A 26,134-nucleotide genomic window follows, 5' to 3' on the forward strand; every position below is an offset into this window, starting at 1 on the left:
GATGGGCGCACCAATCAGTGCAAAATCGCCGGAGTCGTAGTCGTGGCTTGCCGTGCAGAGAAATGACCTCTGGCTTACGATTGCACGCTCCCCAAGCCGGATGCGCGCAACATTGTAGCACTCGACGCCCTCTGCCAGGCAGCTATCACGCCCCATAAGCAGATTCCATGGGGCCCAAATGCGCGCACTTGGATATGGGTGGGCACCGGCGCCAATCCGGGCACCAAACAGCCTCAGGAGGAAGCGGCGCCAAAAATGACAAGGAACCGGAGATGGCCGATAGAGAAGCAGCCAAACCGCTCGCCATATCAATCGCGCGAATTTATCGGAAAGACCGGGGCGTTCTAATTTGGGTAGTGCCATTTCTCTCGCAACTTTTCGGGTTCCCGGCACTTACAGACAGACGTCTTTCCTGAATTCATTTCCCTTGGTCTCGCTTGTAAAAGCACTCTGGCCGATCTGTATTTTCTTCAACGAGCCAACGATAGACCGACGCTGTCTGACGCCCAATCTTGTCCCATCCAAAATCACGCGCCATCCATTCTCGGCCACGCGCGCCCATCGCCCGCCGTTCGTCCGCGGAAAGCGACATGGCGCTCCGCAATGTCGTTGCCATCGCATCCACACCATGATCAATCCACCACCCGCAACCATGTGCCACTAACCCGGCCCATGGAGCGCCTTTGGTGGAGATCACGGGCGTGCCGCAACTCAGGCTCTCCGCCACTGTGAGCGCGAAGTTCTCAGTTAGGCTGGGCAAAGCGAACAGCTCCGCGCGCCTGAGAAGATCGATTTTCTGCCCGCCGAATACAGCGCCGGAGATTTCGACATTCCTCAAATTGAGCGACTTCGCGAGGTCTTGCAATTGATCTGCGTAACCGAGTTCACTCGGCCCAACAATCTTCAAATCCCATCCAGAGAAATCAGGTTCGATCATTGCCCACGCTTTAACGAGCTGATCCAAAGCCTTTATAGGATGAACGCGGCCGATCGATATGACCCGAGGTCTATCGGCATCCCCGGAGAGTTGAGCTGGCTCATCTTCAGAAGGATCAATTCCGTTCGGGATAACCGCTATTGGTTGCTTGAGACCAAAGCCAACAATCTCCTCAGCTTCCGCAGCGCTGGTCGCATGAAGGACACGAGCCTGCCGCAGGGCGGAATCCTGATAGAGCCATCGGCTCAGCCGTTTCTTTCCCGGAGAGAAGGCGAGTGCCCTTGGCGCCAACATCCCGTGTGGCGACACGACCACGGGTTTTGCAGTTTGACGTGCCCATTGCAAGACGCTTCGCGAATGATGCATCCAGAGACCGTGGGTATGAACGATATCCGGGTTCCACTTTCGGAGCTCAGTGACCAATCGCGGCACATAGCCGAACGATGCAGGACCAAAGCTTGGGAGAACGAGAGCTTCTGCCCCTTTCCAAGTGCCCGGGCCGCTTTCTTCCCAAAGGGGATCATTCGATCCAAACACGCGAACGTCGAGGCCCCGAGCTGCAACGGCGGCCGAGAGTGACTCGACTGCTGCGGCCACGCCCGCCCCATGACGTGACAGGCTCGCCGTAACAAATGCCACCCTGATTGCGTTCATTTACCTATGGACATCCGGCGCAAATTCAGCGGCCCTTAACGTCGTCGCGAGTCAGCGCTTCAACCATCGCGCAAAATCGCTCAGCCATGACAGCACTGTTGAAGGCATTTGTGGTCGTGAGCACAGCAGCGGCAGACATTCTGTTTAAACGCTCAGAATCCCCCAAAGCCCGAGAGATCACCTGCGAAAGACCCGATGCCTCGTTGCTCGGAAAATTCAACCCGTTAACGCCGGTCTTGAACGCCGCGTATTCCGGCATGTGCTCTCGACGGTTCTCGTGCAGAATTGCCGGCAACCCGTATGAGAGTGCATGAACAAGACTCAATCCGACACTTCCCGGATACACAAATAGCCTGCACTGGTTGGCAATCGCCGCGATCCTCATCTCATCCGTCGTAGAACCATGCCAACGCACGCGATCCGACAGACCGAGACTCTCTGCAAGTGAGCGCAAGTGCAGCTCGGTTTCGCCGCTTCCGACTATATCGAGCGAAACGCCAGCGCAGTCTGGTTGCGCCAGTGCCTCAAAGAGGAGGCTTAGGCCAGCCTTTGGCGTCAGCCGGCCGATGAAAAACAGATCGCGTGTGCGATGCTCAGAACGATATGGTTTCCTCAAACGAACGATGTCATCAGTTTCGATACCATTATCGAGAGCAAAGACTGACTGAGAGCGGGTTCGCTGTATGCACCGATACTCGGTCATCTCTTCATTTGTGTAAAACAGGATCGCATCTGGCAACCGCATCACCAGCATTCGCAACCTGGCACGCCATGGCTTGCTCGTCGCACTCCATAGGTGCCCCCACCATACAGTCCGAACTCCAAGGAGCTTGGCCTTCAAAAGCAGAAGTATGTTTGTCAGGCTGCGGGGAGCGCCGGAAATGACTACAATATCTCCCCTAGCCAATGGTACAGCTAGAGCCCCCCTTTGCCAGTAAAGGCCCGGGCCGATCCTTTTGGTCGGGCCAAGTGAGCGCTCCCATCTAGGAACTGCGTCGCGGTCAGTCAACGCCCCCAGGTCCTCGAAAGACGCGTGGACGCTGAAGCCAGCGCCCAACCTCTCGGCAAGCCGTTCAAAGAAGCCGAGGCGATAAGCCGGGACAACCGGCTGCAAAATCGTGACATTGGGCATAACTTATTGAACTCGTTCCGAGCGGGCCCGCCTGCTATGCTGGCCGGCAATCCACGACGAGCGCGCTCGATACAACAAGCAAAGTAGAATCACTAGCCAAACAGCCCGGGAGCCAGCCCTCATGGCGAACACTTGCCCGCCTATAAGCATCAACGCAACTGGCAGGACAGCTAGGATTTGATAACGACTACCGGCAAGTGGCGATGCAATCCGCAACGCAAGGAAAGGCGCACACGACATCAGCGCAAGAAAAAAAGGCCCAAGAACGACCCCCGAATAACCGAACCAGAACAGCGGCTCTGAATATATATCATAATTTATACCCACAGCGACCCGGGATATACCCAACGTATCGCTGAGGCTATTGCTATACAAGCTCTCGCTTAGAAATACAGACGGCATTGGGGAGTAATATGTCAAAAATCGGATTAGCGACGAAAAACTCAGATCGCCCATTCTCCACTGAGACACAACAATAGTATCGAGGCCCGCAAATGAGGCCTGGGTTATCCAAGGTATAGCATTGAGCGCTTCTAGGGAGAAAATCGTATCCTGAAAGCCGTGCCAAAAGCCCCAAAACGATGGAATGCTACGAGTTGTGAATGACAGGTTCAATGAAACCAAGGCCAACCAGCCAAACACAACTGCTTCAGCACGCCTCTTGTGAAGCCACGAAACCGTTGCAACCGCCAGAAAAGGGACAGCCACAGCACGGCTCGCCGTCATTGCTGGATAAATCGTAGAGAAGAATAACGCAAAGGCAAACAAAGGGTACCTTACGGAGAAGGCAAATCTGGAAGAAACTAGAATTAACAAAACTCCACAAACCAAGCCGACGCGAGGTATTACAGCATTTCCTGAATGACGCCCGACTAACGTCATCTCCATCTGATCCGCATAGAATAGCCATATCCAAAGGCCGGCGACCACAAGCATGGAAACGGTCGCCGCCTCAACAACGTTATTTCCAACAATTGGATTTGCGCCAATTCTAATATTAGACTGCTTAATCGAGAAATTCAAACCTAAACACCAGCGAAATACAAATACGAATAACGCATAAAATACACACATCGACGCAGCTATACTGTAATCCCAAGTAAGCGTAACGTCTCTTACAAAGAATGAATAATCTAGGAACCCAAACTCCTTCAAAAGACCGACGCCAACCGATCCAAAAGTAAATATCGCGACAAAAACAATCGCGAACCCCCTATTCATTAGGCGCAATCCAAATTTTCACCATCTTCCATTCAGTCTCAAGCCGCACGTTCGATCCTATCCGATAAGGTACCATTGGCGGGGTAGCTAAAGTCTTTTTCTTACCGAGGTGATGCTTTCCGTTTTATCGCCCCTACCTAGTCTACATCAGAGCTTTCGTCAGCAGTCAGCCTCACTGGGAGGCTCGACTGCAGTGGCGTGAACCATAACGGAATCATCTCAGCCTGCGGACAAGGTGGCGACAGCGTACGCTATCGAACTGAGCAGCACGATGAGAGCACTTGCTCCCAACAACTCTCGCCAGAGCCCCCTCACCACACCTACAACCCCCAAGGCATGGGCATTCCCAAATAGCACGATGATCATGCTCAAGATGACGCCTGCGACGATTGCGGCGATAAGTCCCGCCGGGCCGAATGGCGGGACCAGAAGAAACACCCCAAACACCGTCGATAGAGCGATGGCGGCGTGGCTTACAAAGTTCCAACGCAAAACGCCAACTCCCTGCGCGGCGAAATAGATCGGCACGACAAGGATATTGATAGACCATGCGGCTGTCAGCGCAGAGTTCATAGCAAGAAGTTCGGGCGAAAGATGCCCAAGCACGATGAGGCTCATAACTGGCGCGCCGACAAGCGTGGCAATTGTCGTACCAACTGCGGCGAAAGCGGCGATCCGGGTCGCTCTCTCCAACATGCGCTTGAAGTTGGGATCCGCGACACTGACCCTGGCGAAGGCCGGCACAAGAGGCGTAGCTGCTGAGACCGTGAGCGCTCGCACCTGTACGACGAGGCGCGCGGCTAGCTCGTATAGCGCCACGAGTGCAGGCCCGCCAGCATGATTGAAGGCGAACTTAGCCAGAGGCTCGAATAGCATGCCAGCTACACCTATGGCGTTCAGTTTCAGGGCGTACGTTGAGGTTTCGGTAAAAGCATCGCGCCGCCACCGCAACGGTAGCCAGCCGAGGTCGGCAATATGCCGACGCAGTACAAGCCAACCTAGCGCCAGCACTGTTGTCTGCTGCAGGACTTGCGCTGCGCCGAAGCCAAGGACGCCGTAGCTCGGTACGAGCAAGGCACATGCCCCGAGAAAAACCAGCGATGCAACAATGGTCACCAAAGCCCTCTGATCGGCACGCTGAGTTCCGTCGATTCCTGAACTGACCGCGACCGCGAGCGCTCCGACCACCATCGACGCGACGACATAAGGCACGAGCGCATGTGCTTCAGCTAGGTGGGACGGCGTCACGATGAGCGGCAGAACGCTCGGTGCGCCGAGCCACAAAACGAGAGCGATTGCGGCGTTAAAAGCAAGGCTCGTTAGGATCACCGTGTGCACAACGTCGCGCGGGCGGCTAGGATCGCTAGTTCGCGAAGCTTCCGCGACGAAACGCGCTAGCGCGCCACCGCCGCTAACATCGCCAATGCGAACCATAGCTGAGCCAGCAAGAAGCAGCGACCAGACGCCAAAACGCTCTAGGCCAACATGGGCAACCACCAACCTGTACGAAAGGAACAAGCAGATCGCCACCGCCAGACTCTGTCCGAGGGCAAACAGGGTGTTCCGGGCAAGACCGCCGGCTTCGAAGCGGATAGTGCCGCGGCGAATGCTATTCACAGGCATATATTTAAAATAATACAAAAATCTAAATTAATGAAAAACCACCACAATATAGCCGCCGACCCCCTAATAAACGTCATCAGCAAAACCATTAATGACATACCAGCAGTCAAACTGAGATAATTCTTTAAGTATTCTTCTGTAACCATTTTTATAGAAAAATGTATCAAAATCCTTAATTCTTTTCCTGCTAAAATTGTGCTCAATAGTTATAAATGATATATTCCTTTTCTTCATTGACATTCCATCAAGAATAAGCAATTCAGACCCTTCCGTATCTATGGATACGTAATCTATCTCATTCGGTGCACCATGCTCATCCATTAGATCATCGAAACTTATGGTATCAACGATGTATCTCGATATATCTTTCCCGATTATTGACTCTTTAGCACCGGCAAAGCCCGACAACTCACCGACCTCATTGTCCTGCTGGAATACAAGAGTATCGCCGGTTTTGTCACTAACCGCGCGCCGATCCAGGATAGCCGCTCGCGACTTACTGATGCTATCGTGAAACATTGCCGCAGGCTCAGCAAGAACTCCTCGCCAACCGAAATCGCGCTCCAACATCAACGTGTTCGAGTATTTCGTTCCGTCGCCCACTCCAATTTCCACGAAATAGCCATCGCGCTTCCCTTCATGGAGAACCATGCAAACTACATCTTGGAGCAATTGCCCATGCGACATGGGAAATACTTTGATTAACTCGTTATCTATGGCCTTCTTTCCAGATGCACAAAGCTTCGCCGCTTGCGAAAATCGGCTGAACATTTCAGATTTGACATTCTCCGACTGCAACTTAGACGCATACCCGCGCAAGTAGTGATGATCCAATTGAACGGAGAGAGCGGAGAGAGCGGGGCTTCCTATTGCCCGACCTGCGAAATATGCCGCCGGTGCAGCAAAAGCACCGAGGGCTGCAAGAATTTTCTGCATGTATTCACTCCATTGTCAGAAATACAGAAGGAATAATCGCGCTACCCATCGTATAAAAATTAATTATATCAAAATACATAATTAAGAAAGCCAAATTGACATCTTTATCCTATTTAATATTGTATTAACTAAGTATAAAGGCAAAAGAATCTTACATCCATGGTCAAATACAAATGAACAATATTGATAAATTCCCCTTGGATATCCAAACAAGTATTTAATTCTACTAGCAATAGATAAAGGCAGAAGGATATTCCTAATATCTTTATTCTTGCTTGTTGCCCCTACCACCTTAAAGTATAATAATATATCGCAGCCGATTTTACGCGCTCGATATCCAAGATCGATATCTCCATAGGCATGATGATACACCGGGTTTAAGCCGCCTAGCTGATTCATGATGGCGCCAGGAACGAAGACGAGATTTCCGTTCATAGTGTCGACATTTGTCAGAGCCGTCGGATTTGGCTGGGCTCTTTTTATATTAAGGGGGGAGAACCAACTTAGCCGAAAATACCCACCATACAAAAGCTCGCCCTCTGGCGATTCTATGGAACCAACCATTATGGAAGGCCTGACTCTATTCTCGCGAAGATGAGCCTCCAGGATTTCTAAGAACATCTCCGGGGTTGTGACCAAATCATCATTCATTAATGCGTATGAATCCCACTCTGAACTGGAAGACGCAGCAGCAGTATATGCTGCACACATGCCCCGATTCCAAAATAGACTGCCTGTTCCCTGGATAATTTTGACATTTTGATATTTCTCTCTGACCAGATCGCCGGTACCATCCGTAGATCCATCATCAAGCAAAAAAACCTTAATCTCGTGACCAGGCGCGCACGCCGACGCTTGTTTCAGCATCTCCAATACGGAGAGCGTCATACTTGCTCTATTATAGCAAGCGATCAAAATTGCTACGCGCGACAATCTAAATTCGTCCGTTTCGGCATTTTGTATTTAACTTTGCCAGTTTTTCCATAAATATGAGGTTCTCATGACCATCCGACGCTTTCATGCTGCTTAAGGTCACAGTAGAAATTGACGAATCTTCCGCATGGGCTTCGCTATCAGCGCATAGTCAACAGGCCCTGCCCCCAGCCATTGTCGGCGCGAGCGCAGTGCCTCGAGATTGTGCCGGACATGCGAGCGAAGGCTGTGCGTGCTGGCGCCGCCTATCATCATGTCCACCAATGTGTGACCGGCAACCGTGCTGTTGAAGCCGTGCAGTTCCACCGCGCGCAGCATCCAGTCGTAGTCCGAGGCCACCTTCAGGCTGAGGTCGAATGGCCCCACCGTTTCCGCCACCTTGCGCCGGACATAGAATGTCGGGTGGGCGGGCATCCATCCGGTCCGGAACCCCCTGGCTGGCCTTGGCGCGGCACGCCAGCGGCGCACCACGCGCCTGGCCTGATGGTCTTCGACGAAATCCAGGTGGCCATGCACGATGTCGGCCTCTTCCAGTCCTGCAGAAATCCGGGCCAGCACCGAGCGGTCGTGGAAGCAATCGTCGGAGTTCAGCACGCCCACCGCTTCCCCAGTGTAGAGGCGCAGCCCCTTGTTCAGCGCATCATACATGCCGCTGTCGGGCTCGCTCAGCAATTGGGTCCGATCCTGTGGGTAGGTGGCGATGATCGCCAGCGTCTCGTCCGACGAACCGCCGTCGACGATCACCAGCTCCTTGGCCGCGTGGTCCTGGGCAAAGAAGCTGTCGAGCGTATGCCTGATCGTCGCCGCCGAATTGCGGCAGACCGTAAGGACCGAGATCTTCATGCCAGCGTGGCCGATAGTCCCTTACTGGGCCGCAACGCGAACATGCTCTTCATCGAGGCGCCGGTGCTCGGCCTCGCGCTTGACGGCCACGAGATCGGAGCGCACCATTTCGCCGACCATCTCGGCCAGCGGTGTCGTCGCCTTCCAGCCCAGCTTTTTTTCAGCTTTCGAGGGATCGCCTATGAGAAGCTCCACCTCGGTTGGCCTGAAATAGCGCGGATCGACCTCGACCAGGACGCGGCCGGACTTGGCATCGATGCCTTTTTCATCGATGCCCGATCCAGTCCACTGGATGTCGATGCCGACTTCGGCAAAGGCCAGTTCGACGAAGCGGCGAACGGAGTTCTTCACGCCGGTGGCCAGCACGTAGTCGTCGGGAACATCCTGCTGCACGATCCGCCACATGCCTTCGACATAGTCGCGCGCGTGGCCCCAATCACGCTCGGCGGAGAGGTTGCCGAGATAGAGCTTGTCCTGCAGGCCCAGGCTGATTGCCGCGGCCGCCCGGGTGACCTTGCGGGTGACGAAGGTCTCGCCGCGCATCGGGCTCTCATGGTTGAACAGAATGCCGTTGGAGGCATGGATGCCGTAGGCTTCGCGGTAGTTCACGGTTATCCAGTAGGCATAGATCTTTGCCGCCGCGTAGGGCGAGCGCGGATAGAACGGCGTCGTCTCCCTCTGCGGTATTTCCTGGACCTTGCCGTAGAGTTCGGAGGTCGACGCCTGATAGAAACGCGTCTTGCCGGCGAGACCGAGCAGCCGCACCGCCTCCAGAAGCCGCAGCGTGCCCAGCGCGTCGGCATTCGCCGTGTATTCGGCGGTCTCGAAGCTCACCTGCACGTGCGACTGTGCCGCCAGATTGTAGATCTCGTCCGGCTGCACTTCCTGCACGATGCGGATGAGGTTGGTAGCATCGGTCATGTCGCCATAGTGAAGCGAGAGCCGCACATTCTCCTCATGCGGGTCCTGGTAGAGATTGTCGATGCGGCCGGTGTTGAATGAGGAGGAGCGCCGCTTGATGCCATGGACATCGTAGCCCTTGGCCAGGAGCAGTTGCGCCAGATAGGCGCCGTCCTGGCCGGTGACGCCGGTGATGAGTGCTGTTTTCTTCGCCATCGTTCCTATTCGACTGTTTCGCGGGAAATTCCGCGCTCCCGATCTGGTTGAAGGTTCACGGCCGGCTATCGCGCGCCAAAGCCGGTCAGCATGGTGCGGACGGTGCGAAACACGATGAGAACGTCGAGCCACGGCGAGAAATTCTTGATGTAGTAGAAGTCGTAGTGGAGCTTCTCCAGGACTTCCTCGACCGCCGCCACATGGCCCTGGTTGACCTGCGCCCATCCGGTGATGCCGGGCCGAACGATGTGCCTGTAGCGATAGAACGGCAGCTCCGCCTCGTACCACTGGGACAGAACGAGCGCTTCGGGGCGCGGCCCGATCCAGCTCATTTCGCCGCGCAGGATGTTGATGGCCTGCGGCAACTCGTCGATCCGCGATTTTCTGAGGAACCGCCCAAGGCGCGTGATGCGCGCATCGCCAGCCCTGGTGATCGCCTTTTCCTTTTCGTCGCCTGCGGGAGCGGCGAGCCGCATCGTCCTGAACTTGTAGACCGTGTAGACGGCGCCCCTGTAGCCCATCCTGTCTTGCCTGAACAAAGCCGGGCCACGTGATTCAAGCCTGATCGCGAGCGCCACCAATCCAAACACCGGCGAAAAAACGACCAGGACGAACAGCGCCGCCATCCAGTCGATCGCCTGCTTTATCTTGAGGTAGGCCTGGTTCGGGTTGAGTGACCCAAGCGTGTTTTCGGAGAGGTGCTCGATCTCGACGCGCCCGGTGAGCGACTCGGTGATCTGCTTGACGTGGTAGACGGGTGTTCCCGACAGCGCGCGGTCGGCAATGTAGCGCTCCCATTCATCCGAAAGGTCGGCGCGAAGATCGGCCACCACGCCACTGGCATACTGCACAATCTCGTCGGGCGACCGTATCCAGTGCCAGCTCACGCCCGAAATGCTTTCAAGCTTGTCGACATCGCCGCCGGGAATGATGCCCAGGCGGTACGGATCAAGCCGCCTGGTGGCAAGGCTCAGGCCAAAATACCACAGTGTCGACTGGATGAAGCTGGCCGCCGCCTGGAACCGGCTGTAGTCGATGCGGAAGAAGAAGATCGTCAAGAACACCACGCCGTAGGACAAGGCGAAGGTCGGCAGGATGTAGCCGGTGGCCGCCACGCCGGGGAAATTGCCGATACGCTTGTGGGCCAGGTATCCTGTCGTATGCGCGATGAATGCCGCGGCGATCGTCATCTGCATGTTGGGTGAGTAGATCACCGCCGGGTCGAATGACATGCGGATCAACGCCGGCAGCAGGATCGCAAACGTCAGCCCGCCCAGCAACTGGAAGCGCATCCGCAGCAGCAGGTGCCTCTGGTTGGGCAGGTTCATGGTGGAGGCGTTCAGGTTTGTCAGGTCGTACCCTGTCAATTCTCTGGACTTGGAGATTTTGGGTTTGCAGCCGCCCGATCGCGGTATGGTCACCTGATGAGCGGCACCGGACACTTGTATATGTCCCGGATCGGTCAAGTCCGCTTCAGCCCGGACTTGTATTAGCAGTTACTCTGTCAAATAACGGCTACCGCACTCCCGGGTGAAAACCCGAGAGCTGATTCTGCTACACTTTACACCACACACACCGGGCGTTGACGCCTTCCGGTTATGCCAGCGCGACGAGGTCCCTGGACTCCAGATCCACTGGGATTTCACCATTCATGATCGCGATCAGCACCCGGGCCCGGCCAGTCGAATCGAGCCGGTCGAGACGGCCGATCATCTCCGCGAAAGGACCCGAAAGAATCCGAACCGACCCGCCCGCGACAAGGCCCGCCCTGAAATCGAGCAAGCCGTCTTCTCCGGTCGACGCGATGAACCGCTCGACAAGGCCAGGCGGGACCGGCAATGGCCGCTCAGCCTGCATGACCAGGGACCGGACGCCGAACGTGCCGTTGATCGAGCGCCAGCGCTGCAAACCAATGTCCAGAGCCACGAACATGTAGCCCGGGAAATATGCCGCGGCGCGCGTCTCCAGGCGACGGGCGTGACGAACGGTCTTCCCATAGCGGGGCACAAAAGAAGCAAAGCCCTGCTTTTGGAGATTCTGTTCAGCGATGCTTTCTTTTCCAGGAAAAACACCGGCGGCATACCAACGCGTTGCTGGATAGGCGGAGGGCAACTGTCGCGATGCATTTGGCATTCTGGCCGCCTGGTCCGATCGAATCAAAACGCATCGCCTTCGTTATTTCCAACGCAATCGAGAATCAGAACTACGTCAGTACGGATTGACCATCAAGTGGCTGCTACACAATAATCCACACAACGCCATTCAATCATCCTCTAACATGCCAAAACCTCCTGGAACAACGTTCTGACTTTCCTGGATTCGACTGAAAGCCGACATAAACCAGTTTTACATACTGATCTTTGTATATTATTGTATTTCGGCAGTACATGTTTCATCTAGAATAGATTTTATGGGATATACATACGGCTGTTCTATTGGCCCGAGACCCTGACCATCGACATTCTCGACCTCGAAAAACCTCGCGCTTGCGAAGCTGCCCCTTTGGTGCGACGCGTCGTCACGCCGGCTCAGCTGCCGCACGCCAATACCGTGTCATCATGCAGCCTGCCCGGCTCTGCTATCGGGTTTACGGCAACGACGGCGATTCGGTGCCATGAAGTCGATGCTTCATCAGGAGCTTCGGATCAGAGCCAAACGCATATCCGAGAGGTGGTAGGCCATCGGCCAGCGCGAGCGTTGTGCGGGCGGGCAATAGCACGATGGCGCTTTGGTCTTGGGTAAAGCCCCCCGCGAAGGCAGCAAGGGCGAAGCCTGTTCCCGATTGGAGGATCGGGCGCCCGCAATCTCTCGCAGGCTAGAATCGAGTCAGATAGGTGTTCGTTTCAGAATTGTTTCAGCAGCCTGAAAAAGCCATCGCCAGGCAACCTGCGATTGCCTGGCGATGGCCGGTATCAACGATGTTGCTGAGAACTCAGCCGCGCTTCGGCAGCAGCGACCAGACGGCGGGCACAAGGCTCGCAGCCAGCGCAACCTTGATCAGATCGCCGACGACAAAAGGCATCACGCCAAACTGCCACGCCTTCTCAGGGCCGATCAGCTGCGCCAGCCAGGCAAAGCCCATCGCCATCATGATGACTTCAGCCACCAGCATCGCGCCAAGCAGCTTGACCGGGTTGCGGTCCCAGCCGCGATCCGCGGCCCAGCCGACGATCGCCGCCATGACCACGAAGCCGGCAAGATAGCCGCCGGTCGAGCCGAGCATGTAGGCGATGCCGAGGCCCTTTTCCGGGGTGCCCTGGAAGACAGGAAAGCCCATGGCACCTTCGGCCATGTAGAGAAGCAGGGTGGCAACGCCAAGGCGCAAGCCGAACGCGGCGGCGATCAGGAGGACCGCCAGCGTCTGCATCGAGATGTCGACGGGGCCGAGCACCACCTTCGTCTTGGCCGACACGGTCAGCAGCAGCGTGCCGACAATGGCCAGGAAGAGCTGTGTCGCCAGCCGGGTCACGCCTTTTTCGGGCAGAGCCAGAGAAACAAGCGGGCGCATCGTTGTTGCAATTGCCATGGTCATCCCCATTCCGGTTGCCGCTTCCTGATGATCGCGGCCTCGCGTTTTCCTATATTGGCTTCCGTGTTATGCGGCAATCGCTTTTGCCGCCTCACCAACAGAGCACCATGCCATGGCCCTTGAGTTCGATGCCCGTTTCGATCCCTCCTATGGGGAAGGTGTAGCCGTGGCTCCCGGCGTGCTTCGCGTCACCGCGCCCAATCCCAGCCCCTTCACCTTTCATGGCACCAACAGCTACGTTGTCGGGCAGGACACGCTGGCGGTAATCGATCCGGGGCCGGACGATGACGCGCATTTTCGGACACTGCTCGATGTCATAGGTGGCAGGCCGGTCAGCCACATCTTCGTCAGCCATACGCATCGCGACCATTCCCCGCTGGCGGCCCGGTTGAAACAGCATACGGGCGCCGTGGTTCTGGCCGAGGGTCCACATCGTCCGGCCCGGTCGATGCTGATCGGCGAGGTCAATCCGCTCGACGCCAGCGCCGACACCGATTTTGTTCCGGATGTCGCGCTTCCCGACGACGGGGTTGTCGATGGCGACGGTTGGTCGCTGCGAACGATCCTGACCCCCGGCCACACCGCCAATCATGCGGCGTTTGCACTGGAGGGAACCGGCATCCTGTTTTCGGCCGACCATGTGATGGCGTGGTCGACCAGCATCGTGGCGCCACCGGACGGCGCCATGGCCGATTACATGGCCTCGCTGGACCGGCTGATCGAACGCGACGACCGCCTGCTGCTGCCCGGCCATGGTGGGCCGGTGACGGCACCGCGCAGTTTCATGCGAGGATTGAAGACCCATAGGAAGATGCGCGAGCGGGCGATCCTGGAACGGATCAGGGGCGGCGATCGCACGATCAAGGACATGGTCAGGGCGATCTACCGTGATACCGATCCACGCCTGCACGGCGCGGCCGGCCTGTCCGTACTTGCTCATCTGGAAGACCTGGTGGCGCGCGATTTGGTCAGCACCTATGGCGCCCCGGCAATCGACGGTACCTTCATGCCTGTGTGATCTTACTGATCGACACCCACTTGACCGGCGACTTCCTGGTCCAGTTCCGCCAGGAACCCGACGATACGCGCAGCATTGTCGCCAAGGTCGTACCGGCCGTAACGCGAGGCCGATCGCATATCGACGGTGACCGTATCGCCGTCGTCGGTCACACGGATGGCCACGTCGACGGGTAGGTCAATGATGAAATTCTTTGCCATGGCGTTGATCGTCACCTGACTTTGCCCGGTTGCGTCGGGGTAAGGTGCCGTGAGTTGCCAATCGTGCCTGTCGACCACTGTTTCGACGGCGTCCACGATGCGATCGAAAGGCAGGCTGTAGCTGCGCCCGGTGACAAGCGGGTAACTTTCGGTTTGCAACCTTTGCTCGCCGGGCGTCGCCGGCGAAAGTTCATTCATATCCTTGGTCCGCGCGGAAACGTCGAGCACGGGAGGATCGTCGAGGTCCGTCGAGATGTCCCGGAGCGGCGGATAGGTTGCCGCCCAATAGGCGGCAATGCCGAAGGGAACGAGCACCAGGATCGCCAGCAATGCACCGACGGTGAGGTCGCGGCCGCCACGGTCGCCGAAATGCCACAGCCTCGAAAAGGCCAACCCGGCAAACAGCAGCGCAAGGGCCGCAAGCAGGGCGACAATGCCGAGCACCCACAGGAAAGCCGGAGTTTCGACGAGGTCATATCGATGACCTATGAAGACGGTCAGCAGCAGGACCGCTGAAAAAGCCCCGGTCCGCCGCGACCAGCCGGCCGCCTTCGACGTTTGCCGTTCCCGAATACTAGCCATTATTCTCTGTACTGCCCCAACCCGAACGGAGGCTTAGAGCAAAGAGCGCGCGGGTTGAAGCGGTTCCGCCTCTCCCCATGTTCTTTTCGCCCCGGCTTGAGGTGAAGACGCAACATCTCCATCAATCCGTCGGCAAGCGGTAATCCCTGAATTGCTGGCGCAACGCTGTCTTCTGGATCTTGCCGGCGGCGGTGTGGGGGATCTCGCCGACGAAGGCGACATCGTCGGGCATCCACCATTTTGCCACCTTGCCGTCCATGAATTCGAGGATGTCCGTCTTGGTTGGGTCCTTGCCCGGCTTGCGGACGATGACCAGCAAGGGCCGCTCGCCCCATTTCGAATGGGCAACGCCGATGGCCGCCGCTTCAGCCACATCCGGATGGCCAACGGCCAGATTCTCCAGGTCGATGGTCGAAATCCATTCGCCACCGGATTTGATGACATCCTTGGCGCGATCGGTGATCTGCATATAGCCGCCGGCATCGATATGCGCGACATCGCCCGTATCGAACCAGCCCTCTTTGTCGAACTGTTCGGAACCCGCGCCGCCATAATAGGCGCGGGCTACGGCCGGTCCGCGCACCTTGAGGCGTCCGAACGTCTTGCCGTCCCAAGGCTGTGCATTGCCGTCGTCATCGGTCACCTTCATCTCGACGCCGAAAGGCGGATAACCCTGCTTCTGCTGGACATCGAGCCGGGCCTCGCCCTGGAGGCCGGCATATTCCGGCTTCAAGGTGCAGAGCGTGCCCAGCGGAGACATTTCGGTCATGCCCCAGGCATGGATGACCTGGACATCGTAATTGTCCTGGAATTTCTGCATGATCGCGCGCGGGCAGGACGAGCCGCCAATGACCACCTTGCTGAGATAAGGAAGCTTCTTGCCGGTCTCCTCCAGATATTGAAGCAGCATCATCCATACGGTCGGGACGGCGGCACTGAACGTTACCTTCTCGGTGTCGAGCAACTCATAGATCGAAGCGCCATCCATCTTGCAGCCGGGCATGACCAGCTTGGCGCCGATCATCGGCGCGCTCTGGCCAAGGCCCCAGGCATTGGCATGGAACATGGGGACGACCGCCAGGATGGTGTCGCGCGACGAGATTCCCATCGCGTCGGGCATGGCGGCGATCATGGCGTGAAGCACGTTGGAGCGATGGCTGTAGAGGACGCCCTTCGGGTCTCCGGTCGTGCCTGAGGTGTAGCACATGCCGGCGGCGGTGTTTTCGTCGAATGTCTTCCAGGTGAAGTCGCCATCGGCTTCGGCCAGCCATTCTTCATAGGCAACGACATTCGGCAGCGCCGTTTGCGGCATATGTGCCTTGTCTGTCAGCACGATCACCTGCTTCAACGACCGGACGGCACCGGCGATCTTCTCCAGCAGTGGCACGAATGTCAGGTCGATGAAAACAGCCTTGTCCTGCGCGTCGTTCATGATCCAGGTGATCTGCTCGGGAAAGAGGCGCGGATTGAGCGTATGGTAGATCGCGCCGATGCCCATGATGCCGTACCAGGCCTCGATGTGGCGCGCCGTATTCCAGGCCAACGTCGCGATGCGGTCACCGTGGCCATAGCCATCGCGCTCGAGCCGCTGGGCGACCTTCAGGGCACGGCCATGGATCTTGGCATAGCTGGTTCGGACGACCGGGCCCTCGATCGAACGCGAGACGATTTCGCGTTCGCCGTGTTGCCGGGCCGCATTGTCGATCAGCTTGTGGCAAAGCAGCGGCCATTCCTGCATCAGTCCAAGCATTCCGTTCCTCCCCTACGCCATGCGTCATGCTTTTCGTTCCATTGTGGGACGAACCGACGGATTGTCCAGCCACGACCCGGCTGAAGCGGTGCTTTGATTGAAATGACGTGGAAAACCGCCATAATCCGGCCATCGTCGGCGTTAAGGTTCGTTAACGGGGCGGGGTGCGATTGGCGACTGACAGAGGTTCGCATGGACGCGCAACTCGACGACGAGATTCTGGAAAATTCGCTTGCCGAAAGTCTGGCCGATCTGGTGCCGGACCCCAAAACTGTTTCCGAAGACGAATTCGTTGAGGTCGTCGGCGGCGCCCTTGAGGCTGTCGGCGGTACCTTGCTCTTCAAGATGTGCGTTCAAAACGAGGGCGAGGGCCAGCACGTGGCCGCGGCCTCCGTGGGCGATGGCGGCAATCGCCAGTTCCTGCTTCTAACCTTGCCGACCGGCGGCGGCGCCCTCAAGGTCGAAACCGCCTCGAAAAGCACGAATCCGGTTGCCGGGATCGCCGCGGCGTATGCCGGGTTGATGGACGCATTCCAGGCAGCTGCCTGATTCCAGCCGGTTTGCTGTCAAGGGCCTGGCTCAACAGGCAAGGCAGGCATCAGCCTTGCGGGACAGGCTTGCCCGACACACTTTAGGTTCGCCCCCCTCGACCGAGGCAAAGGAGAACCCGCATGGACAAGCTTGCAAACCCCGCCCCCGGCTTTCAACGCAATCCGGGCAAGGTGATTACCGTCGAGCCTTACCATGGGACCGTTACCGTGCGTGCCGGCGACACGATCGTTGCTTCATCCAGGAATGCCAAGGTGCTGACCGAGGCCCCCTATCCCGCGGCCTTCTACATTCCTTTCGACGACATCAATTTCGAACAGCTGCGCAAGACGGAGCTGTCGACCCATTGCCCCTACAAGGGCGATGCCAGCTATTGGAGCGTGCTGCCGGCCAGTGACGGCAAGGATGCGATGTGGGCTTACGAGCAGCCTTTCGACGAGATGGCGGAAATCCGCAATCACGGGGCGTTCTACGCAAACAAGGTCACGATTGGCGCCATCAAGGATTGAACGGGCGCGAAAGCTGCCTGCGACGACAATCAGTCGGTGGTGCCGTGGCTGCCGACACCGTCGGCATCATCCAGTCGCACGAAAGTCAGTCCCTTGGCCTTGAGGGCCAGAAGGCCTTGGACCACGCCTTCGCCGGCCGCGTGGGTCGGCTGGTTGATGTGCGAGATGATGACGTCACCATCCTTGGCGGCGGCGATGCGTCGGGCAGTCTCCTTGGCACCCAGCAAGGAACCGCCGTCGCCGTTGATCGAGAAGCCCGCGATCTTGAAGCCAAGCTTGCGGATCATGGCGATGGCCGACGGGCTGTATTCGGCGGTCGCGCCGCGAAACCATTTCGGCGCCGGCTCACCCGTCTTGGCCAATGCGGCAGCGCCCGACTCGACTTCGGCCAGCACCGCTTCGGGGCTGCCGGCGCTGCGGATGCCGTAGATCTTTTGCGGCGTGTCCACCGCCGGGACATGATGGCCGCCGTGGTTTTCCAATTCGAACAGGTCCGGATGCGCCCGCATGATCTCGACGGCGGCTGCGTTGCGCTTCAGCCAGATGCCCGTGACGAAAATGGTGGCTGGAATCTTGTTTTCGACAAGCGCCGACAGGATCCGGCTGTCGGTCTGTCCGCCGCAGGCATCAAGCGTCAGCGCGACGCGGCCGGCGCCACCCGCTTCCGATTTGAGACGCAATGTGGGCTCGACCAGCGGTGCGGCATGGCCTGCAGAGACCGCCGAAATCGACATAGCGATTGCAAAGAGATGTTTTTGGAGCAGGCGCATAATTTGGTTTCCACACCGGTAGACAATTCACCCACGGCGCGCATCAAGGCGGAAATCAGGATGATGCATACCCAAAAACCAATGTCGCGACAATTTGACCGCAGCGTCCGCTATTGGCAATGATGACGTCAAAGGGCGGCTTCACGTCCGCACTCGAAAAGCCCTCGCGCACCCGCACTGACCACGGGCCTGACATCCAGACGCCGCAGGATTTGCTGTAATCCAGCCGGCGGCTAGCACATTCGCGTGATTTGCCAGACAGCGAGCCGCCCCAATCATCTACCCACGGTTAACCTTCTCGGCCCGCACCGCGGCCTGTGCCGCGGCCAGCCTGGCGATCGGCACGCGGTAAGGCGAGCAAGACACGTAGTCGAGGCCAACCTCCTCGCAGAAATGGATCGAGGCCGGATCGCCACCATGCTCGCCGCAGATGCCGAGCTTGATGTCGGGTCGTGTCGCCCTGCCCTTTTCGGCGGCCATGCGCACCAATTCGCCGACGCCTTCGATATCGAGCGACACGAACGGATCCTGTTCGATGATGCCCTTCTGACGGTAGGTTTCGAGGAACGAGGCGGCATCGTCGCGCGAGATGCCGAATGTTGTCTGGGTGAGATCGTTGGTGCCGAATGAGAAGAATTCGGCCGACTCGGCAATGACATGGGCGCGGATCGCCGCACGCGGCAGTTCGATCATCGTGCCGGTCAGGTAGTCGATCTTGACGCCGGTCTCCGCCATCACGCTCTTAGCCACCGCATCGATGCGTGCTTTGACGTAGTCGAGCTCCTTTACGAGACCGACCAGCGGCACCATGATTTCGGGAACCACCAGCGCACCGGCCTTCTTGCCGGCCTCGACGGCGGCCTCGAAAATGGCGCGCGCCTGCATTTCGGCGATCTCCGGATAGGAAACGGCCAGCCGGCAGCCGCGATGGCCGAGCATCGGGTTGAACTCGTGTAGGGCTTCGGTGCGCTGCCTGAGCTTGTCGGGCGACACTTTCATGGCGGCAGCGACCTCGGCCACTTCGGCTTCAGTCTTGGGCAGGAATTCGTGCAGCGGCGGATCGAGCAGACGGATCGTCACCGGCAGGCCGGCCATGATCTCGAACAGCTCAAGGAAATCCGAGCGCTGCATGGGCAACAGCTTGGCAAGTGCGGTGCGCCGGTCCTTCTCAGTATCAGCCAGGATCATCTCGCGCATGGCAATGATCCGCTCGCCATCGAAGAACATATGTTCGGTGCGGCAAAGCCCGATGCCTTCGGCGCCGAAGGAACGTGCCATGCGCGCATCGAGCGGCGTCTCGGCATTGGTGCGCACTTTCATGCGGCGCACCGCGTCCGCCCATTCCATGATCGCGGCGAAATCGCCGGAAAGTTCAGGCTGCAGCATCGGCACGGCGCCCTTCAGTACCTGCCCGTTGCCGCCATCGATGGTGATGATGTCGCCCTTGCGGAAGGTCGACCCCATCGCCATCAGCGTGCCGGCCTTGTAATCGACACGCAGCGAGCCAGCGCCCGACACGCAAGGCTTGCCCATGCCGCGCGCCACCACCGCGGCGTGACTGGTCATGCCGCCACGCGTGGTCAGGATGCCTTCCGAGGCGTGCATGCCGTGGATATCCTCGGGACTGGTTTCGATGCGCACCAGGATCGCCTTGCGTCCCTGTGTCTTCAGATCCTCGGCATCGCTGGACGAGAAGACGATTTCGCCAGTGGCAGCACCTGGTGAAGCCGGCAGGCCGATGCCGATCACATCGCGCGCGGCTTTCGGATCAATGGTCGGGTGCAGCAACTGGTCAAGCGAGGCCGGGTCAATGCGGGCAACGGCCTCCTCTTTGGTGATCAGTTTGTCCCTTGCCATTTCGACGGCAATTTTCAATGCGGCCTTGGCGGTACGCTTGCCCGATCGCGTCTGTAGCATCCATAATTTGCCGCGCTCGATGGTGAATTCGAGGTCCTGCATGTCGCGATAATGCTGCTCCAGCCGATCGGAAATGGTCACGAAAGACTGGAAGGCATCCGGCATCAGCTTTTGCAGCGACGGCTTGTCGGAACCGGCGGCAATGCGCGCGGCTTCGGTGATGTTCTGCGGCGTGCGGATACCGGCGACGACATCCTCGCCCTGCGCGTTGACCAGGAACTCGCCATACAGCATCCGCTCGCCGGTCGACGGGTTGCGGGTGAAGGCGACGCCGGTCGCTGACGTATCGCCCATATTGCCGAAAACCATGGCCTGCACATTGACCGCCGTGCCCCAGCTTTCGGGAATGTCGTGCAGGCGGCGGTAAGTGATGGCGCGGTTGTTCATCCAGCTCGAAAACACGGCGCCTATCGCGCCCCAGAGTTGTTCATGCGGATCCTGCGGAAACGGCTTGCCGAGTTCTTCCTCGACCTTGGCCTTGTAGAGCGCGATGACGCCTTGCCATTCGATAGCCGTCAGTTCGGTGTCGAGTTCGTGACCGAGCCCGCCCTTCTGATCCTCCAGGATTTCCTCGAAGACCTCGTGGTCGAGGCCCATGACGACATCGGAGTACATCTGGATGAAACGACGATAGCTGTCATAGGCAAAACGCGCATCGCCAGAATCGGCGGCCAGCGCCTCGACCGTCTCGTCGTTGAGGCCGAGATTGAGCACCGTGTCCATCATGCCGGGCATCGAAGCGCGGGCGCCGGACCGCACCGACACCAGAAGCAGTTTCGACGGATCGCCGAAACGGCGACCGGTCAGCCTGCCGATGTGGTCGAGCGCAATCGCGACATCCGCTTCCAATCCTGCCGGATATGTGCTGCCATTGGCATAATAGGCGTTGCAGACTTGGGTGGTAATGGTGAAGCCCGGCGGCACCGGCAGGCCCAGGCTGCACATTTCGGCGAGATTAGCGCCCTTGCCACCCAACAGATTCTTGTCGCCGGCACGGCCTTCCGCCGCCCCATCGCCAAAGGTGTAAACCCACTTGGTCATGCTTTGCTCTCCGGTTGCAGGAGATTGGAAAGATTGGCGAAACGAATGGTTCCACCGGGTCCGACTTCGGAGCGATATGATGCTGCAGTGCGAAAGGCAAGGCGTCGTCACATCCGTCCGGCCGCTACAATCGATTAAGGAAAGCCGCGTCAAAAAGACTTGCCACTTTGACACGTCGAGAATAGAACATAAAGGGAACAAAGAGGTGCATCATGAAGCTCGGCGGAAAACTCGACTATCTGGAAATGCCAGCAACCGGCGGCACGCTGGACAGATTGAAGGCTTTCTATAGTACCGCCTTCGCATGGTCGTTCACGGACTACGGGCCAACCTACTCCGCGTTCTCGGAAGGTCTTGACGGCGGCTTCCAGGCCGACAGCGACGAAGCGCCGGCAAAACCGCTGCCAGTGCTCTACTCCCAGAATCTGGAAGACACGCTGGGCGCCGTCGAAAATGCCGGCGGCACGATCGTCAGACCGATCTTTTCATTCCCCGGCGGCAGGCGATTCCATTTCGTCGATCCGGCTGGAAATGAACTGGCTGTGTGGGGAGAGTAGACAGGTAAAGACCTGATGTCCGCGCGCCTGCACCATCTCGCGGCAACCAGTGAATCAGGCCGAATAGTCGCAATCTCCAGCATTGAGCTTTCGATCGGCTCGTCATATAAGGCCGCGCGCAGTCGACTGATGTCAGCTGCTGGGGCGTCGCCAAGTGGTAAGGCATCGGTTTTTGGTACCGACATTCCCAGGTTCGAATCCTGGCGCCCCAGCCAAACTGGATGCCCTGCGGATAATTTCGCCGCAGTGGTCTCGCTCGATGCATCTGCCGCTGAATCTGCAAGTAAGTCAAAAGGCTGTCAGCGGCTTCTTCCGTCTCCTTGTGGAATGGCAGAGATTGAGCGAAGCAGGCCCGCATCTCACTACGGACTTCCTACCCGGACCGCAGCCGCTTTCTCATCTGATCGGTTTTCGAGCCGTGCCGACGGCGATTCCTGCATGAACCGCCCCAAATCCACTGTTCCGCTTAGCCACGGATTCAACGCCCCAGCCATAGAGAAAATCGATCGGCTTACCATGTCTCTCTATTTCCGCCTCTCGCCTTTCCCAGTGTAGATTTCAGTCAAACGGAGGCGTGAGATGATGACAGGAACCGGCATCTTCATCGACAATGCAGAGCGCGGCTCCTATTCGCATGGCCATTGTCGTCGCGGAGCACGCCGAGGAGCTTGCCCAGCTTTAGGCACGGGATACCGGCGAGCCGTTGCAACAAAACCCCATGGACGTGGCCGCCAGCGCGCCGCTTCGCTCTCCGCCTGTCTCACGAGACCGCGCGAGATAGCGACAATGTTCCGGGCGAAGCGCGCTTATCGTAGCCGCGATTGTTCGCGAAACTGCCGCGGCGTAACGCCGGAAATTCGGCGGAATGCGCGGCTGAAGTGCGCAGGATCGCTGTAACCAGAAGCAAATGCGACCTCGATAATCTTGGAATCAGTGTCACGCAAAAGCGTGCTCGCGCTCTCAAATCTGACGGTATCGAGTATGTCTGAATATGTAAGGTCGACATCCGAGAGTTTGCGTTGAAAAGTTCGCGTGCTGACGCCCGCCATCTCCGCGACCTCAGCAAGAGTTGGAACTTCTTCGTCGAGATAGGATGGCAGCATAAGTTTGAGTATTTCAACTATGTCATAGCCAGAAGGACCATCCTCGTGATCCTGCGGCGGGGGACATAATTCGGTCGAATGATTGGAGAGACTGAGGCACGAGATCGGTATACTGATCCAGGCGGCACGCTGGTCAGACAGGAATCGCGTATTTGGCCAAAAGGATTGCGTCGCCGCACTCGGCGTGTAGCGCGCTTCAAAAGCGATCGTCGTTGGCGTCCAGTTGAGCCCTGCGAATTGCCGGACTATGTAAATAGAGAAAATGTTTTGAAGCCATTGTGAATGCTCCAGATGCAGGAGCCCATTTGTCCTGGCGAGACTGCTGCAAACCCGCACGTGATCGTCGTCATGTTCGATCCACATGCTCAGGATTGTATCCTCCCGCGACGCCCAGTTGCAGGCGTGCCGCAGCGCAACGAGCAGTGTCGGAGAGTGAGCGATCAGCGCCCTGGTCTTTTCTCTCAGATGGGAATAATGCAGCCGCTGGGTGGCCAGGAAGCCGAAATCCTTAATGCCCTGGGTGCTCTGGGCGGCCTGCACAAAGCGGATAGTTGGCAATAGCGGGACATAGAGATCGCTTTTTGTCTCCAGAGGCGATGGAACCCGATATCTTTCCAGAAGCGAAGTCGTCGGCGCACCAATTTCATCGAGAATCCCCACGAAAGGAAGAAGAAACTGGCTGCGTGCTAAAGGGATGTTGGCCATTGCGTCTCGTCGTGATCACGTGGTTGACGCTTTAACTAAACAGAATTTCGAGCAATCGCTACTAGAGAATTCTACCGCTGTGTTTAACAGAATTACATTTATACAATATTAGGCATATCTGAATTTGAGCCCCAAGGGGCAAAACTGAGTCCCTGCCCCAAGCACAGCGATATGGCATGGCACTTTCTGTCACGTCATGGACGTTCATCACGAATTTCTCTTGAACCGCACCGGGTCGCCGGAGGGGTCGCGTCCCGAGACGTGGTGTGGCTCGGCGGCAGCGAAGCTGCTCGCGAGCGCGCCCTTAACAGCGCCGTAGCGAGCGAACGGCTTCGCGGCGGTCATCGATGTTCCCCGGCAGGGTCTGGTCGCTGACACCAACCTGATAGCAACCACCGATGACCGCCGACATGATGAACTTGCGCAGGCTCGTGGAGAAGACCCCGGATGCCGGTCTCTCACGGGAGATAATCGGCTTTGCCGCCGAGACCTCTTCGTTGCACCCCGGGCCGTTGGCTCTGCAACACAAATCCAGAACCCATCGACGCCAGGCCGTGGCCGTATGTCAAGTCGTGAGCACACAACCCATCTGAAAAAGTGAGGCGGCCGCCTCGCTCCGTCGTCTTTCAGACAACGTGATGGCCCCCTCAGAACTTGTACAGAAGCCCAAGAATCGGACCGCTCTGAACGACGTCATAGACGAAGCCGTTCCGGTTATAGTTCACGCCAAGCGCTCTGTAGCCAGCGACGGCCGACAGGTTATCCTTGAATTGGTAACCGATTGCGCCGGCAACGTCCCAGTCAATCTTAGCCTGGCCGGCACCGACCACGCCCCAGCCCGTCAGGTAGACATTGTCGGTCAGGAAGTATTGCCCCCTGATGCCGCCGACGGCATCGACCCAGGTCGCGCCGTCGCGTTTTTCCACTCCGTCGAACAAGCCGCCCTTGAAGGAAATCTCGGTGCTTGCATACCAGAGGCGCGCGCCGCCAATGACATCGAGGTGGTTTTTGCCATCCTGCAGCACGCTGTAACCGCCGCCGAAGAAGCCGGAGAAGGTTTCCGACGTCACATCGACGCTCGTGCTCAAGACGCCATAAGGCGTCGAGCCGCCAGTGGAAACCTTTGCATAGATGATGTCGCTGAAGAGGCTGTAACGCTCATATCGAGCCTCGGCGATCCCCATGAACGAGAAGTCGATGTCCTTCAGGATGCTGCTGAAGTCGGATTCCATTTTGACAGGCGGAAGCCCGAACTGACCAGTCGTTCCACTGATCCCCGCAGCCCAGAAATACGGGCTTGCAGCAAAATGCCATTGCTCGGGTTCAACAGTGTCGTTCGTCGCCGGAGGGCTGAAAGGGATCGGGTCCGCAGCCTGGGCAAGGCCTTGATTTGCGCACAGAACACCCAGTGCAATCGATATCACACCAAAATACTTCATGGTTGCCCCCGCCAGGAGATTCCTGTCATTAGACTGCAGACCCGTTGCACTACTGAGCAGACAGGGCTGCTGCTTCCGCAGCGCAACTGGATGCCTCGACCGGCCCGGCGGCCTTCAGTTCTTCGCGTGCCGCAGCGACATCGGCGAGGAATTCTGCATTGGTATGCAGCTTTGCGACCGTCGCCGCGCCCATGATGCGCCCGGCATCGACGTCGCTCTGCCAATGCGCATCGCAGATCACACGGCTCTGGCCGAATTCAATACCGCGCTTCAGAAGCATATCGGTGCGCCCGGGATTGATCTCGCTCAGCACAAGCGCCCAGGCCCAACCAGCTGCCGTATGGCCTGACGGATACGAGCCGTCGTTGCGCAGCAAGGGTTCCTGATCGGGGAAGCACGTGCCTTCGTTGTGAACCACGAACGGACGGGTGCGGTTGTAGGTGTTCTTCACACCATACGTCGAAAGGCCGGCGTCGGTCAGGACCTTCTGCATCAAGCGGTACAAATGAGGGGTCTTTTTCTCGTCGATATCGACCCCCATCGCGCAGGAGAAGTTTTTCGCCGGCTGCGGAAACGCCAGATCAGCGTCCGTGCGCGCCAGATCCCAACGCGGCTTGCCGCGCAGCGGGATCGTTGCGGCCCTCGACTCCTCGTCACGCGCGAGCGTCGCCGTGCCCTCGGCCGGCGGCGGGCCAAGCAGCACGAGACTGTCAGGCAAATCCTTCTGCGCGAGATAACCGGGCGCCAGCTCGAAATGAGGGTCTGTAACCGGCGAGGAGGCTGTTTCCGCGCCAGCGAGGCTTACACCGCAGCCAGCGAGTGCGATTGCCGAAACCATGGCAATTTTATGGATATTCGACAGCATACAAAACCCTCATACATGTATTATATCGGAATTTTCATCGTATATGAAACAGGTGTGAAATATTAACAAATATATATTTTAGACCGGCAATATCAATGATATATGCCGGTCTATATTCTTGCCATTTTGGATCACATTGCCTTTGCCGAACTTGAAACTTTTGCATGCAGACTGATGTCGGCACACTGTGTCAAATCGGACAATT

The 26,134-nt window shown here is 57.8% G+C and carries 23 protein-coding genes and 1 tRNA gene; 5 read left to right on the plus strand and 19 right to left on the minus strand.

Annotated elements, in window-relative coordinates; translation table 11 throughout:
- Positions 1-418: 418 nt before the first annotated feature.
- The 11 genes from ABVQ20_RS12580 to ABVQ20_RS12630 all read right to left on the minus strand — a co-directional run bounded on the left by ABVQ20_RS12580 (position 419) and on the right by ABVQ20_RS12630 (position 12,921).
- A complete protein-coding gene (locus ABVQ20_RS12580) occupies positions 419-1,591 on the minus strand; it encodes a glycosyltransferase (protein ID WP_354459819.1) in 1,173 nt (390 codons plus the stop codon).
- A gap of 25 nt (positions 1,592-1,616) precedes the next feature.
- Complete coding sequence (locus ABVQ20_RS12585) at positions 1,617-2,345, minus strand: glycosyltransferase (protein ID WP_354459820.1); 729 nt, start codon at positions 2,343-2,345, stop codon at positions 1,617-1,619.
- A gap of 381 nt (positions 2,346-2,726) precedes the next feature.
- A complete protein-coding gene (locus ABVQ20_RS12590) occupies positions 2,727-3,944 on the minus strand; it encodes a hypothetical protein (RefSeq protein WP_354459821.1) in 1,218 nt (405 codons plus the stop codon).
- 219 nt (positions 3,945-4,163) lie between these two features.
- Complete coding sequence (locus ABVQ20_RS12595) at positions 4,164-5,585, minus strand: lipopolysaccharide biosynthesis protein (protein WP_354459822.1); 1,422 nt, start codon at positions 5,583-5,585, stop codon at positions 4,164-4,166.
- 45 nt (positions 5,586-5,630) lie between these two features.
- Positions 5,631-6,503 carry an FkbM family methyltransferase gene (locus tag ABVQ20_RS12600; protein ID WP_354459823.1) on the minus strand — a complete coding sequence of 291 codons (873 nt, stop codon included), beginning with the start codon at positions 6,501-6,503 and terminating at the stop codon, positions 5,631-5,633.
- Between the two features lie 81 nt (positions 6,504-6,584).
- Complete coding sequence (locus tag ABVQ20_RS12605; protein WP_354459824.1) at positions 6,585-7,436, minus strand: glycosyltransferase family 2 protein; 852 nt, start codon at positions 7,434-7,436, stop codon at positions 6,585-6,587.
- Between the two features lie 99 nt (positions 7,437-7,535).
- The gene (locus tag ABVQ20_RS12610) at positions 7,536-8,279 is read right to left on the minus strand and encodes a glycosyltransferase family 2 protein (protein ID WP_354459825.1); all 744 of its coding nucleotides are present in this window, start codon (positions 8,277-8,279) and stop codon (positions 7,536-7,538) included.
- A gap of 21 nt (positions 8,280-8,300) precedes the next feature.
- Complete coding sequence (gene gmd / locus ABVQ20_RS12615) at positions 8,301-9,395, minus strand: GDP-mannose 4,6-dehydratase (RefSeq protein ID WP_354459826.1); 1,095 nt, start codon at positions 9,393-9,395, stop codon at positions 8,301-8,303.
- A gap of 65 nt (positions 9,396-9,460) precedes the next feature.
- Positions 9,461-10,723 (minus strand): sugar transferase, encoded by a 1,263-nt coding sequence (locus ABVQ20_RS12620; RefSeq protein WP_354459827.1) that lies wholly within the window; start codon positions 10,721-10,723, stop codon positions 9,461-9,463.
- Between the two features lie 268 nt (positions 10,724-10,991).
- A complete protein-coding gene (gene nusG / locus ABVQ20_RS12625) occupies positions 10,992-11,528 on the minus strand; it encodes a transcription termination/antitermination protein NusG (protein ID WP_354459828.1) in 537 nt (178 codons plus the stop codon).
- A 799-nt stretch (positions 11,529-12,327) separates the two neighbouring features.
- Positions 12,328-12,921: a biotin transporter BioY gene (locus ABVQ20_RS12630; RefSeq protein WP_354459829.1), complete on the minus strand. Its 594-nt coding sequence runs from the start codon at positions 12,919-12,921 to the stop codon at positions 12,328-12,330.
- 115 nt (positions 12,922-13,036) lie between these two features.
- On the opposite strand from ABVQ20_RS12630, the gene ABVQ20_RS12635 reads away from it, so the two are divergent.
- Positions 13,037-13,942 carry an MBL fold metallo-hydrolase gene (locus ABVQ20_RS12635; protein WP_354459830.1) on the plus strand — a complete coding sequence of 302 codons (906 nt, stop codon included), beginning with the start codon at positions 13,037-13,039 and terminating at the stop codon, positions 13,940-13,942.
- A gap of 2 nt (positions 13,943-13,944) precedes the next feature.
- Here ABVQ20_RS12635 and ABVQ20_RS12640 read toward each other — a convergent pair whose 3' ends face one another.
- Both ABVQ20_RS12640 and ABVQ20_RS12645 read right to left on the minus strand, forming a co-directional pair.
- A complete protein-coding gene (locus tag ABVQ20_RS12640; protein WP_354459831.1) occupies positions 13,945-14,724 on the minus strand; it encodes a DUF1499 domain-containing protein in 780 nt (259 codons plus the stop codon).
- Positions 14,725-14,845: 121 nt separating this feature from the next.
- Positions 14,846-16,474 carry a fatty-acid--CoA ligase gene (locus ABVQ20_RS12645; RefSeq protein ID WP_354459832.1) on the minus strand — a complete coding sequence of 543 codons (1,629 nt, stop codon included), beginning with the start codon at positions 16,472-16,474 and terminating at the stop codon, positions 14,846-14,848.
- Positions 16,475-16,666: 192 nt separating this feature from the next.
- On the opposite strand from ABVQ20_RS12645, the gene ABVQ20_RS12650 reads away from it, so the two are divergent.
- Entirely contained in the window at positions 16,667-17,023 is a 357-nt protein-coding gene (locus ABVQ20_RS12650; RefSeq protein WP_354459833.1) for a hypothetical protein, read from the plus strand.
- Between the two features lie 122 nt (positions 17,024-17,145).
- Positions 17,146-17,532 (plus strand): DUF427 domain-containing protein, encoded by a 387-nt coding sequence (locus ABVQ20_RS12655; protein ID WP_354459834.1) that lies wholly within the window; start codon positions 17,146-17,148, stop codon positions 17,530-17,532.
- 29 nt (positions 17,533-17,561) lie between these two features.
- Here ABVQ20_RS12655 and ABVQ20_RS12660 read toward each other — a convergent pair whose 3' ends face one another.
- Together ABVQ20_RS12660 and ppdK are read right to left on the minus strand one after the other, a co-directional pair.
- Positions 17,562-18,302, minus strand: coding sequence for a polysaccharide deacetylase family protein (locus ABVQ20_RS12660; RefSeq protein ID WP_354459835.1), 741 nt, complete (start codon positions 18,300-18,302; stop codon positions 17,562-17,564).
- 279 nt (positions 18,303-18,581) lie between these two features.
- Complete coding sequence (ppdK, locus tag ABVQ20_RS12665) at positions 18,582-21,260, minus strand: pyruvate, phosphate dikinase (protein WP_354459836.1); 2,679 nt, start codon at positions 21,258-21,260, stop codon at positions 18,582-18,584.
- Positions 21,261-21,472: 212 nt separating this feature from the next.
- Here ppdK and ABVQ20_RS12670 point away from each other — a divergent pair, with 212 nt between their 5' ends.
- Positions 21,473-21,817: a VOC family protein gene (locus ABVQ20_RS12670; protein ID WP_354459837.1), complete on the plus strand. Its 345-nt coding sequence runs from the start codon at positions 21,473-21,475 to the stop codon at positions 21,815-21,817.
- Between the two features lie 140 nt (positions 21,818-21,957).
- Positions 21,958-22,032, plus strand: a tRNA-Gln gene (locus ABVQ20_RS12675).
- Positions 22,033-22,623: 591 nt separating this feature from the next.
- On the opposite strand, the gene ABVQ20_RS12680 is transcribed toward ABVQ20_RS12675, so the two are convergent.
- The 4 genes from ABVQ20_RS12680 to ABVQ20_RS12695 all read right to left on the minus strand — a co-directional run bounded on the left by ABVQ20_RS12680 (position 22,624) and on the right by ABVQ20_RS12695 (position 25,929).
- Complete coding sequence (locus ABVQ20_RS12680) at positions 22,624-23,625, minus strand: helix-turn-helix transcriptional regulator (RefSeq protein ID WP_354459838.1); 1,002 nt, start codon at positions 23,623-23,625, stop codon at positions 22,624-22,626.
- A 207-nt stretch (positions 23,626-23,832) separates the two neighbouring features.
- Complete coding sequence (locus ABVQ20_RS12685) at positions 23,833-23,970, minus strand: hypothetical protein (RefSeq protein ID WP_354459839.1); 138 nt, start codon at positions 23,968-23,970, stop codon at positions 23,833-23,835.
- Between the two features lie 302 nt (positions 23,971-24,272).
- Positions 24,273-25,064 (minus strand): hypothetical protein, encoded by a 792-nt coding sequence (locus ABVQ20_RS12690; protein ID WP_354459840.1) that lies wholly within the window; start codon positions 25,062-25,064, stop codon positions 24,273-24,275.
- Between the two features lie 49 nt (positions 25,065-25,113).
- Positions 25,114-25,929: an acid phosphatase gene (locus ABVQ20_RS12695; protein ID WP_354459841.1), complete on the minus strand. Its 816-nt coding sequence runs from the start codon at positions 25,927-25,929 to the stop codon at positions 25,114-25,116.
- Positions 25,930-26,134: the final 205 nt, after the last annotated feature.

This window comes from Mesorhizobium shangrilense (assembly GCF_040537815.1).
Lineage (GTDB): Bacteria > Pseudomonadota > Alphaproteobacteria > Rhizobiales > Rhizobiaceae > Mesorhizobium > Mesorhizobium shangrilense.

What these genes read in the sequence shown, in the direction of transcription:
- ABVQ20_RS12580 (WP_354459819.1), bottom strand. Translation starts at nt 1,591, where the DNA reads ATGAACGCAATCAGGGTGGCATTTGTTACGGCGAGCCTGTCACGTCAT.
- ABVQ20_RS12585 (WP_354459820.1), bottom strand. Translation starts at nt 2,345, where the DNA reads ATGCTGGTGATGCGGTTGCCAGATGCGATCCTGTTTTACACAAATGAA.
- ABVQ20_RS12590 (WP_354459821.1), bottom strand. Translation starts at nt 3,944, where the DNA reads ATGAATAGGGGGTTCGCGATTGTTTTTGTCGCGATATTTACTTTTGGA.
- ABVQ20_RS12600 (WP_354459823.1), bottom strand. Translation starts at nt 6,503, where the DNA reads ATGCAGAAAATTCTTGCAGCCCTCGGTGCTTTTGCTGCACCGGCGGCA.
- ABVQ20_RS12610 (WP_354459825.1), bottom strand. Translation starts at nt 8,279, where the DNA reads ATGAAGATCTCGGTCCTTACGGTCTGCCGCAATTCGGCGGCGACGATC.
- gmd (WP_354459826.1), bottom strand. Translation starts at nt 9,395, where the DNA reads ATGGCGAAGAAAACAGCACTCATCACCGGCGTCACCGGCCAGGACGGC.
- ABVQ20_RS12620 (WP_354459827.1), bottom strand. Translation starts at nt 10,723, where the DNA reads ATGAACCTGCCCAACCAGAGGCACCTGCTGCTGCGGATGCGCTTCCAG.
- nusG (WP_354459828.1), bottom strand. Translation starts at nt 11,528, where the DNA reads ATGCCAAATGCATCGCGACAGTTGCCCTCCGCCTATCCAGCAACGCGT.
- ABVQ20_RS12630 (WP_354459829.1), bottom strand. Translation starts at nt 12,921, where the DNA reads ATGGCAATTGCAACAACGATGCGCCCGCTTGTTTCTCTGGCTCTGCCC.
- ABVQ20_RS12635 (WP_354459830.1), top strand. Translation starts at nt 13,037, where the DNA reads ATGGCCCTTGAGTTCGATGCCCGTTTCGATCCCTCCTATGGGGAAGGT.
- ABVQ20_RS12640 (WP_354459831.1), bottom strand. Translation starts at nt 14,724, where the DNA reads ATGGCTAGTATTCGGGAACGGCAAACGTCGAAGGCGGCCGGCTGGTCG.
- ABVQ20_RS12645 (WP_354459832.1), bottom strand. Translation starts at nt 16,474, where the DNA reads ATGCTTGGACTGATGCAGGAATGGCCGCTGCTTTGCCACAAGCTGATC.
- ABVQ20_RS12650 (WP_354459833.1), top strand. Translation starts at nt 16,667, where the DNA reads ATGGACGCGCAACTCGACGACGAGATTCTGGAAAATTCGCTTGCCGAA.
- ABVQ20_RS12655 (WP_354459834.1), top strand. Translation starts at nt 17,146, where the DNA reads ATGGACAAGCTTGCAAACCCCGCCCCCGGCTTTCAACGCAATCCGGGC.
- ABVQ20_RS12660 (WP_354459835.1), bottom strand. Translation starts at nt 18,302, where the DNA reads ATGCGCCTGCTCCAAAAACATCTCTTTGCAATCGCTATGTCGATTTCG.
- ppdK (WP_354459836.1), bottom strand. Translation starts at nt 21,260, where the DNA reads ATGACCAAGTGGGTTTACACCTTTGGCGATGGGGCGGCGGAAGGCCGT.
- ABVQ20_RS12670 (WP_354459837.1), top strand. Translation starts at nt 21,473, where the DNA reads ATGAAGCTCGGCGGAAAACTCGACTATCTGGAAATGCCAGCAACCGGC.
- ABVQ20_RS12680 (WP_354459838.1), bottom strand. Translation starts at nt 23,625, where the DNA reads ATGGCCAACATCCCTTTAGCACGCAGCCAGTTTCTTCTTCCTTTCGTG.
- ABVQ20_RS12685 (WP_354459839.1), bottom strand. Translation starts at nt 23,970, where the DNA reads ATGACCGCCGCGAAGCCGTTCGCTCGCTACGGCGCTGTTAAGGGCGCG.
- ABVQ20_RS12690 (WP_354459840.1), bottom strand. Translation starts at nt 25,064, where the DNA reads ATGAAGTATTTTGGTGTGATATCGATTGCACTGGGTGTTCTGTGCGCA.
- ABVQ20_RS12695 (WP_354459841.1), bottom strand. Translation starts at nt 25,929, where the DNA reads ATGCTGTCGAATATCCATAAAATTGCCATGGTTTCGGCAATCGCACTC.